The following is a 9,294-nucleotide window of genomic DNA, read 5'->3' on the forward strand; positions in this document are numbered from 1 at the left end:
TATGAGCAGATTTCTCATCCTACTGGCCAGTGCGGGGTCTGCCGGGCTTTTGCTGGCGGCGTTTGGCTTTCAATACATTGGCGACATGGCGCCCTGCAAACTCTGCATCTGGCAGCGTTATCCGCATGGGGCCGCGGTCGCGATCGGTGCGCTTTCGCTGATGCTGCCGCTGGTAATCCTGCCCTATCTGGGGGCATTGGCTGCACTGACGAGCGCCGGGATCGGCGCCTATCATGCCGGGGTCGAACAAGGTTGGTGGGAAGGGCCCAGTACCTGCACATCCGGCCCAATCGGGGGGCTGAGCGCTGAAGAGCTGATGCAGCAGATCATGACCGCACCGCTGGTGCGCTGCGATGATATCCCATGGGAGCTGTTTGGCCTTTCGATGGCAGGATGGAACGCGGTTGTCTCTGCCGGGATCGCGCTGATTTGGATTGCCGCGGCCAATCACCTGCGCAAAGCCCACTGACGCGCCGCGGGCAGTAGCGGTGAACCCCGGCCATAGCCTGGTTCCAAACCGTGTTTGATTGACCGCACAAGCGGAAGAGTGGGAGGTTTCTGACACGCTCTGCCTTTGTTGGAAGCCGAGCGTTTGGAGCGCCAGATTACGCTTGGATCAATTGTCGTGGGATCGGCAGTTTTGGGATCAGCAGTGGTGGGATCAGCTGTCCTTTTTCGTTGCCAGCAAGAGATTGGTTTCGCTGCTCACAACCCCTTCGAACGTGCGAATCTTCGCCAGCGCCACATCCAGCGTTTCCAGCGTTTCAGTCCCAAGTTCCACAATCAGATCCCAGCGCCCATTTGTGGTGTGGATGGCGCGCACCTCCGGCAGGCCCTGCAACTGCCGCAGGATCCGGCTGGTGCCACGTCCTTCGATGCCGATCAGCATCAAGCCGCGCACTGGATCGCGCAGCACGTCTTCCTTCAGGACCACAGAAAACCCCAAGATGTCACCACGGGTTTGCAAGCGTTCGATCCGGGCCCGCACGGTGGTCCGCGACAGATCCAGCTGTAGCGCCAAATCCGATAGGGACGCGCGTGCATTGTGGCGCAGCGCAGCGATCAATCGTTCGTCCGTTTTGTCCAATGTGACCTCCATCTTGATGGGTTGCTATCCTATATGCGCAAATTGAGCCCTAGAATCCACCTCAAAACGGCGGTTTTTCTGAGTTTAGAATTGAACAAAGGAGACCAGCGCGTGACCACTAAGACCTGTATTCTGATCGGCGCACCGGTGGATAGCGGCAAACGCCGCGCGGGGTGCTTGATGGGCCCGGATGCCTATCGCACAGCAGGGCTGGCCCGCGCAATCGAAAGTCTTGGCCATCAGGTGCTGGACGAAGGCAATTTGCGTCCCGCAGATCATGCGCCGGATCACCCCGATGCCGCGATTTTTGCCCGCAATGAAACAATCGGCTGGACCTCCGCGTTGGCAGCGGCTGCAGAAGCCGCGATGGAAAAGGGCCTGCCAATCTTTCTTGGTGGTGATCACGCCCTGTCGCTCGGCTCCGTCGCAGGTGTTGCCAATTTCGCCGCCAAAGTGAACCGCCCGCAATTTGTGCTCTGGCTGGACGCCCACACAGATTTTCACACGCCGCTGACCACCGACAGTGGTAACCTGCATGGCACACCAGTGGGATATTTCACCGGGCGCCCCGATTTCGAAGGCTTCCCCGCGGTTGCGAACCCCGTACCACAGGAGAACGTCTGCATGATCGGCCTGCGGTCGGTGGACACACCCGAGCGCCAGGCGCTGGAGGACAGTCCCATCCATCGCCATGACATGCGCGACATTGACGAAAATGGCATTGCGCGCCCGCTGGCCAGTTTCCTGGATCGGGTGCGCGCAGAGAACGGGCTGCTGCATGTGTCGCTGGACGTCGATTTCCTTGACCCGTCTGTGGCGCCTGCAGTTGGCACGACGGTGCCTGGCGGTGCAACTGTGCGCGAGGGCCATTTGGTCTGCGAAATGCTACATGATTCCGGCTTGATGACCTCTTTGGATCTGGTGGAGCTGAACCCTTTTCTCGACGAGCGAGGCCGGACGGCGCATCTGATGGTGGATCTTTGCGCATCGGCGCTCGGGCGCCGGGTCTTTGACCGGCCAACGCGCAGCTATCAATGATGACCCTTGGGCCAAGGCGGGGAGAGGATCGCAGTAAGGGTCGCCGTGAAGATCATAGTGGAGATCACCGTGAAGATCACAGCGAGGGTCACAGCGCAGATGCACCACACCTGGCGTTGGTCCTGCCCTGCCCAACCTAGTCGTTCCCTGCCCTGCCCGGTCCGGCCCTATTCAGCTCACGGCCCGCGCGGCCGACACCACATACCAACAGACCAAGTGCTGGCAGCCCCAACCTACGCCGCCGGCGCTCTACGATACTCCTGAAAGGACACTGTCATGAACCAACCCTCTGACAAGGCGCTTGTCCCTTTTGTAAGCGTCGATTCCATGATGCGGCTCATCCATTCCATCGGCATCGACACCGTTCTGACCGATCTGGCTGACTACATCGAAGCGGACTTCAAACGCTGGGAGCTGTTTGACAAAACACCACGCGTGGCCAGCCATTCCGATGTTGGTGTGATCGAACTGATGCCCACCTCCGATGGCGAGGCCTATGGGTTCAAATACGTCAACGGGCATCCCAAAAACACAGCCGAAGGCTTGCAGACAGTCACAGCCTTTGGCCTGTTGGCAGACGTCTATACCGGGTATCCCGTGTTGCTGACTGAAATGACGATCCTGACCGCGCTGCGTACCGCCGCAACCTCTGCGATGGTGGCCAAACATCTCGCCCCAAAAGGCGCGACCACAATGGCGATGATCGGCAATGGCGCGCAGTCGGAATTCCAATCTCTGGCCATGCAGGCAATTTGCGGGCTGACCTCTGTCAGGCTGTATGATCTGGATCCGGCAGCGACGGCCAAATGCGCGGCAAACCTCGCCAACAGCGGGCTTGACGTGGTGGTCTGCGCCACCCCCGAAGAGGCCATCGAAGGCGCGCAGATCCTGACCACCTGCACCGCAGACAAGCAATACGCCACCATCCTGACCGACAACATGGTTGGCAGCGGTGTTCACATCAACGCCATCGGCGGTGACTGCCCGGGCAAGACGGAACTGGCGCCAGGTATTCTCAACCGGTCCGATGTTTTTGTGGAATTCCCGCCGCAGACACGGGTCGAAGGTGAAATCCAGCAAATGCCAGAAGACTTTGAGGTGACAGAGCTGTGGCAGGTGATCCTAGGGCAAAAGCCGGGACGCACCGACGCCAAACAGATCACCTTGTTTGACAGCGTTGGCTTCGCGATCGAGGATTTTTCCGCTCTGCGCTACATCCGCGATCGTATCAAGGAGACGGACTTCTTCATTGAACTCGATATGCTGGCAGACCCGGACGATCCCCGTGATCTCTTCGGCATGGTGCAGCGCGCAAAGGGCCAGTGATCAGCCGTCACGATCGAGCCCAGTGCGACGATCCGCCTGCATAGGGGCGAACGCAATGAGGCCCGCGCGATTTAATCTCTGCGCAGACCTTTTACGCCCCACTCTGGGCTTTGCGCCGAGCGCATGGAATTAGAACAACGGGGCCGTTGGGGACGACCTATGACCCTGACGGCTCCGACGGACCGGCCAAATCTACAGGCAAACTGTCCTCTGCTCAGCTGTCCAACTCACTGTCCCAATAAAGAAAATCCATCCAAGTCTGATGCAACTCAGGCTTTTTGCGCGGCAGCTTTCGGGCGATGCTGTCCAACTGATGGGGCGTAGGCACAAAGGGCTTGCGTCGCAATTTCAAACCCACCTGCTGCGGCGTGAGGTTGCCCTTACGCAGGTTGTCCGCAGAACAGCAGGCGACAATATTGGTCCAGGACGACTGGCCCCCTTTGCTGCGCGGGATCACGTGATCAAATGTCAGGTCCTTGGCCGGGAACTGTTTGCCACAGTATTGGCAGCAAAACGCATCGCGCAGGAACACATTGTAGCGGGTGAAGGCGACTTTCTTGCGCTTGCGATAGCGTTTCAGCGCCACAACTGCTGGCACTTCAAAGGCTTGGGAGGCGGAATGCACCTCGACGCCCTCATAGGTTTTCACCTGAATGACCCGTTCTTTGTGCACCGCCACAAAAGCGTCCTGCCAGCTGCACACTGACAGGGGCGCCCAGCTCAGCGGTTGCATATCTGCGTTGAGAATCAGAGTTCTGAGATTGCCAACGGCGGCCGTCATACGTCACCTCCTCGATGCGGCCACATACCCCCGTGCCAAAGGGGGCGGGCCTGGAAACACAAGCCGAGAGCGCCCGATACGGGCAGGTTGCTCGGCCACAAAAAACAAAAGCGCGTGGAGCCCACGCGCTTTGCAAAACTTCGAATAAATCCACCAATGCCCCAGGTGGTCAAAACAGACGGTGTGGGGACGTGATCGAAGACGAGACTGCCACATATTCGATCAACCGGCAGCCGCAAACGGCCGCGCATTCGGCGGCATATCTGACGGTCCTGCAAGCTGTGGTTCATGACACGCAATAGTCTACTCACCCGATTGATCAGTTTCTCGTCTTGTTTCGCCCGGGCGGCGGTCAGCCCATCACCCCGACATGAATGAACTATATATCGTGGCAGAGACCTGACAACCCCCATTATCGTGCTCTGGTCTGCGGCAGATTGGCTGAATTCTGGGCCAATTTATACGCAAATCTTAGGTGGCATCCTGCGACAGTCTTCAGGTGGTCTGGTGGTGGTCTGGAGCAGTCGTTGCGATTGCCACCAGCCTGCCCAGGTGCCGACACCCGTTAATGCGCACTGCACTTGTCAGATGGGGTCCAGCTGCCTATTGCAGCGCTATGGCCAGATTGATCCGTTTCAACAAACCCTTTGACGTCCTGCCCCAGTTCACTGATCGCGGCAGTGCGGACAGCCCCCGTGCGACGCTCAGCGATTGGATCGATGTTCCGGGCGTCTATCCGGCAGGGCGGCTTGATCGCGACAGCGAAGGCCTGATGCTGCTGACCGATCAGGGACGGCTGCAATCCTGGATTTCCGACCCGAAACACAAGATGGCCAAGACCTATTGGGTTCAGGTCGAGGGCACACCAGATGCGGCAAGCCTGCGTGCGCTGGCTGAGGGGGTCGAGCTGAAGGATGGGCTGACCCGCCCGGCCAAGGCCCGCCTGATTGACCAGCCCGATGGGCTGTGGGCACGCACCCCGCCGATCCGCGTGCGCAAATCGATACCAGATAGCTGGATTGCACTCACACTCACCGAAGGGCGCAACAGGCAGGTGCGGCGCATGACCGCGGCGGTGGGCCACCCTACCCTGCGGCTGATCCGTGCCGCCATCGGTGCCTGGACGCTGGAGGGCCTGCCGAGCGGCACCTGGGAGGATCTGGAGCCGCCGCGCATCCCCGGCCCACCCCGGCCAAAGCCCGCGCCAAACCGGCAGGCCATCGCGCGACGCAAAGCGCGTCATGCCAGCGGATCGTCCAAGCCGCAGGCCAAAGGCGACGCAAATGCCACCGTCACTGGCTCCGCCAAACCGGCCTGCGCGCCAAACAGCCCGCCGAGCAGCCCAACACAAAAGACCAGGCGCGCAAAATCAGCCGATCCGCGAAAAGCCCGGTCACCAAAAAAGCCCCGCAAGATATAATCCTGCAGGGCTTTCCTGAAGTTTTTCAGACCGTTACAGGCTCAGCTTATCCCGCATAAAGGCCAGGGCCACGCTCAAACCATCGGGCGCAATGCCGTGCCCGGTGCCCTTCATGATGTGGGCGAACACATCTTTAAATCCGGCCTCTTGCAGCGCCTCGGCCGCTTCTGGCAGGCTTTGCGGTGGCACGACATCATCAGCGTCGCCATGCACCAGCAACACTGGCATCTTTGATACCACATCATCCGCCAGCGTCTCGGGCGACAACAGCCTGCCGGAAAAGGCCACGATCCCGGCGACCGGATCTTCGCGACGCGGTGCAACATGCAGGCTCATCATTGTGCCCTGAGAGAACCCGAACAGCACGACCTGCTCTGGCAACACATCTTCATCCACCATCAAGGCATCGAGAAACGCGTTGAGATCCTCGACGGCGGCCGCCATGCCGCGCATCGATTCTTCCTCCGAGGAGCCATCGATCCAGGGGATCGGGAACCATTGAAACCCGAAAGGCGCGCCCGCGCAACGTTCTGGCGCATCGGGGGCCACAAACAATGTGTCAGGCAGATGCTCCGCCAATGGATCAGCAAGGCCAAGCAGATCCGCCCCATTGGCCCCATAGCCGTGCAAAAACACCACCACGGACCGTGTGTCGCCGGACAGCGGCTCTTTGCGCTCGGCTTTCAAAACTCGTGTCATCGGATCCCTTCCCTATCCTTTGCCACACGGTAATAGGCCCAGAGCACCCGCGCTGCAACAGAGCGCCATGGCGACCAGGCCTCCGCAATCTTGCGCATCTTTGCAGGCGTCGGTCGGGTCTCCAGCCCCAGCAGCACCCGCGCCGCCTCTTGCAGGGCCAAATCCCCATGGGCAAAGACATCGGCCCGCCCCAGTGAAAACATCGCATAGATTTCGGCGGTCCAAGTGCCAATGCCAGAGACTTCGGTCAGGCGCGCAATGACATCCTCGGTCGGGGCATGGCGCAGCGCATCAAAATCAATTCCCGCCGCGGCCAGCGCGCGGGCATAGCGCATTTTCTGGCGGCTCAACCCTGCAGCGCGGAGATCATCATCACTGGCGGCGGCAATCGCAGACGGCTGGTCCAGACCCGCATCCACCATCCGCCCCCAAATCGCATTGGCCGAGGCCACGCTCACCTGCTGGCTGACAATCGCGCTGAGCAATTCGCCAAACCCCTCCGGTTTGCGCCGGAGCGGCAGCGGGCCGCAAAGGGCAATTGCCTCGGCAAACCGCGGGTCCTGCGCAGCGAGCCAGTCTGCACCTTCCTGCACACAAGCGGGCCCCACGATGATGCGCCCAACCTCTGGGCTGCCCTCTGTCAGGATTTCATCATCTGACGGCCGATCTATCGGTGTCTTGGCGTTGCCTGTCATTCATGATCCTTCCTGTCATTTGCGCGTATGACGCACACTATCGCCTCATCATCACGCATCGCCCCGTGCGCGCTCAGGACCATGCTGCGGACCATCTTGATGCACTCGCACCCTACCCGCAATGCACGAGGCGATGAACTGTCTTGCTCTGCATGGTATTCAAGGCTACGCATCTGTCATGACAGACAGACTCTCCCTTTCAGATCCTGCCGCAGATCATACCGATGACAGCGTCGCGAAACGCAATGTCGTCATTCTGGTGCTTGCGCAGGCGTTTCTAGGCGCCCAGATGCCGATGATTTTCACCATCGGCGGTCTGGCAGGTCAATCGCTTGCCATCAACGCTTGTTTTGCGACCTTGCCGATTTCGCTGTTGGTGGCGGGATCCATGATGGCCGCAACGCCGATTTCGGCGATCATGCAGCGCTACGGGCGTCGCGCAGGTTTTCTGGTCGGCACCTTTGCTGGTGCGTTGGGCGGATTGGTCGGTGCCTACGGTCTGTATCTGGGGTCTTTCCCGCTGTTTTTGCTGGGCAGTTTCATGACCGGCATCTACATGAGCGCGCATGGATTTTACCGCTTCGCCGCAAGTGATACAGCCTCTGAGGCCTATCGACCCAAAGCGATTTCCTATGTGATGGCCGGAGGCCTGCTGGCCGCCATCATCGGCCCTCAACTGGTGAAGGCCACGAGCCAGGCCTTCGTGATCCCCTTCCTCGGCACCTATATGGCGGTGATTGCGATCAATGTGATCGGCTCGTTTCTGTTTGTCTTTCTCAAGATACCGACACCGCCCGCGCCCAGCGAAACAACGCCCAAGGGTCGCAGCCGGATGGAGATGCTGCGCACCCCGACCATTGCAGTCGCCGTTATCTGCGCCATGGTGTCCTATGCGCTGATGAACCTGGTGATGACCTCCACACCGCTGGCGGTGGTCGGCTGCGGGTTTAATGAAGGCAACGCTGCCGATGTTGTGACCGCGCATGTTCTGGCGATGTATGTTCCTTCCTTTTTCACTGGCCATCTGATTGCGCGCTTTGGCGTAGAACGCATTGTCGGGGCTGGTCTTTTGGTTCTGGCTGGCGCTGGTGCCGTGGCGCTGCATGGTGTTGAATTGGAGAATTTCTTCATCGCGCTGATCCTGCTGGGCATTGGCTGGAACTTCGGCTTTATCGGAGCGACCACAATGCTTGCCGGCGCGCACGAAAGCTATGAGCGTGGGCGCATGCAGGGCTTGAACGATCTGTTGGTCTTTGGCGGCGTGACCTTTGCGTCGCTGGCTTCGGGCGGACTGATGAACTGCTCTGGCGGCTCCGCCGTCGAAGGCTGGACAGCGGTCAATATGGCGATGGCCCCGTTCCTGGTGCTTGCCGGTGGCGCGCTGCTCTGGCTGGTTCTGAAGCCCCGCGCCCTGCGCGACGCCTGATCAAGACGGCTAGTCAATTAGGCGTGGCGTGATCGGTCGCGCATAGCAAGAGGCCGCACCAAACGGCCTTTGGCGCCAACTTAGGTCACAAGGTCACAGGACAACTCCCGCAGCGCTTCTTCTGCTGCGCGCTACCAACGCTTTGTCGTGACCCGCCAGATCAGCTCGGCCCGTTGACGAAACTCGCTCGTCCCCAAGGCACCATCTGCAACGCGCTGTGGCGCCTCAATGGCCTGTTTCAGGATCGCGGCGGATTGCCATCCCGGCAGCAGCGCGGGCAGCGCCTGTGGCGGCACATCTCTGCGCCTTTGCCGTGCGTCACGCAATGCGGCCAACCCCTCTTTGGCAAGGGCCTGAACACCCGCTGGGGTGCCATCCAGAAGAGGAACGCGTTTTTCAGCCACCAGTTTCGGGATCGCCCGCAGCCAGTTTGCGACCCCAACGCCAAAGGCAAAGCGCCGCACCAACGCCTCATCCTGCGCGCCCAGGCTGGCAGCGGCCAACCACATCACCGTGCCCGTGGTGTGATCAATGTAGCGGGCCAAATCGGCCTCATCCTCAAACGGATCGCGGTAGATATCCCAGCGCCGCGCCTCTGCCATCGCATCGATGTGGCGCGCCAGATCTGGTCGCAGGACCCGAGCCAACGGTGTTGCCACAAAATGGCGCCGCACCGGTCCGCCGCCTTCAATCTCGGCTCCGACATCGCGCCACCACTGCACGCGCATTTCTGCAATCATCGCCTCGTTTGACGCCCATGGCGCGCGTGCGAGTTCAAGGTTGAATGCATAAAGCGCAAACAGCATCGGCCGCACCTCTGGC

The 9,294-nt window shown here is 60.2% G+C and carries 9 protein-coding genes and 1 pseudogene; 5 read left to right on the plus strand and 5 right to left on the minus strand.

The annotated features are described in order from the left end of the window. Nucleotide 1: 1 nt before the first annotated feature. Nucleotides 2–469, plus strand: coding sequence for a disulfide bond formation protein B (locus Q0C28_RS11040; protein ID WP_293575734.1), 468 nt, complete (start codon nt 2–4; stop codon nt 467–469). Nucleotides 470–661: 192 nt separating this feature from the next. On the opposite strand, the gene Q0C28_RS11045 is transcribed toward Q0C28_RS11040, so the two are convergent. After that, nucleotides 662–1,087: an Lrp/AsnC family transcriptional regulator gene (locus Q0C28_RS11045; protein WP_293575736.1), complete on the minus strand. Its 426-nt coding sequence runs from the start codon at nt 1,085–1,087 to the stop codon at nt 662–664. Nucleotides 1,088–1,198: 111 nt separating this feature from the next. On the opposite strand from Q0C28_RS11045, the gene rocF reads away from it, so the two are divergent. Both rocF and Q0C28_RS11055 read left to right on the plus strand, forming a co-directional pair. Further along, nucleotides 1,199–2,125: an arginase gene (gene rocF, locus Q0C28_RS11050; protein ID WP_293575738.1), complete on the plus strand. Its 927-nt coding sequence runs from the start codon at nt 1,199–1,201 to the stop codon at nt 2,123–2,125. 276 nt (nt 2,126–2,401) lie between these two features. Then, a complete protein-coding gene (locus Q0C28_RS11055) occupies nt 2,402–3,451 on the plus strand; it encodes an ornithine cyclodeaminase (protein WP_293575740.1) in 1,050 nt (349 codons plus the stop codon). A gap of 214 nt (nt 3,452–3,665) precedes the next feature. On the opposite strand, the gene Q0C28_RS11060 is transcribed toward Q0C28_RS11055, so the two are convergent. After that, the gene (locus Q0C28_RS11060; RefSeq protein ID WP_293575742.1) at nt 3,666–4,232 is read right to left on the minus strand and encodes an HNH endonuclease; all 567 of its coding nucleotides are present in this window, start codon (nt 4,230–4,232) and stop codon (nt 3,666–3,668) included. 616 nt (nt 4,233–4,848) lie between these two features. On the opposite strand from Q0C28_RS11060, the pseudogene Q0C28_RS11065 reads away from it, so the two are divergent. Continuing rightward, nucleotides 4,849–5,460, plus strand: a pseudogene (locus tag Q0C28_RS11065) (pseudouridine synthase); the annotation flags it as partial. Between the two features lie 225 nt (nt 5,461–5,685). Here Q0C28_RS11065 and Q0C28_RS11070 read toward each other — a convergent pair. Together Q0C28_RS11070 and Q0C28_RS11075 are read right to left on the minus strand one after the other, a co-directional pair. Next, entirely contained in the window at nt 5,686–6,351 is a 666-nt protein-coding gene (locus Q0C28_RS11070; protein WP_293575744.1) for an alpha/beta fold hydrolase, read from the minus strand. Continuing rightward, the gene (locus tag Q0C28_RS11075; protein ID WP_293575746.1) at nt 6,348–7,046 is read right to left on the minus strand and encodes a DNA-3-methyladenine glycosylase; all 699 of its coding nucleotides are present in this window, start codon (nt 7,044–7,046) and stop codon (nt 6,348–6,350) included. The genes Q0C28_RS11070 and Q0C28_RS11075 overlap by 4 nt, the downstream gene beginning before the upstream one ends. A 178-nt stretch (nt 7,047–7,224) precedes the next feature. Here Q0C28_RS11075 and Q0C28_RS11080 point away from each other — a divergent pair, with 178 nt between their 5' ends. Beyond that, nucleotides 7,225–8,472, plus strand: a complete 1,248-nt coding sequence (locus Q0C28_RS11080) for an MFS transporter (protein WP_293575748.1) — start codon at nt 7,225–7,227, stop codon at nt 8,470–8,472. A gap of 131 nt (nt 8,473–8,603) precedes the next feature. Here Q0C28_RS11080 and Q0C28_RS11085 read toward each other — a convergent pair. After that, a partial coding sequence (locus Q0C28_RS11085) for a squalene/phytoene synthase family protein (RefSeq protein WP_293575750.1) occupies nt 8,604–9,294 on the minus strand: 691 nt, incomplete at its 5' end.

Origin of the sequence: Phaeobacter sp., assembly GCF_022825805.1 — a bacterium.
In the GTDB taxonomy this organism is placed as follows: domain Bacteria; phylum Pseudomonadota; class Alphaproteobacteria; order Rhodobacterales; family Rhodobacteraceae; genus Phaeobacter.

Bases quoted from the DNA above. Each gene is read 5' to 3' on its own strand.
- Q0C28_RS11040 (WP_293575734.1), top strand. From the start codon at position 2: ATGAGCAGATTTCTCATCCTACTGGCCAGTGCGGGGTCTGCCGGGCTT.
- Q0C28_RS11055 (WP_293575740.1), top strand. From the start codon at position 2,402: ATGAACCAACCCTCTGACAAGGCGCTTGTCCCTTTTGTAAGCGTCGAT.
- Q0C28_RS11060 (WP_293575742.1), bottom strand. From the start codon at position 4,232: ATGACGGCCGCCGTTGGCAATCTCAGAACTCTGATTCTCAACGCAGAT.
- Q0C28_RS11070 (WP_293575744.1), bottom strand. From the start codon at position 6,351: ATGACACGAGTTTTGAAAGCCGAGCGCAAAGAGCCGCTGTCCGGCGAC.
- Q0C28_RS11075 (WP_293575746.1), bottom strand. From the start codon at position 7,046: ATGACAGGCAACGCCAAGACACCGATAGATCGGCCGTCAGATGATGAA.
- Q0C28_RS11080 (WP_293575748.1), top strand. From the start codon at position 7,225: ATGACAGACAGACTCTCCCTTTCAGATCCTGCCGCAGATCATACCGAT.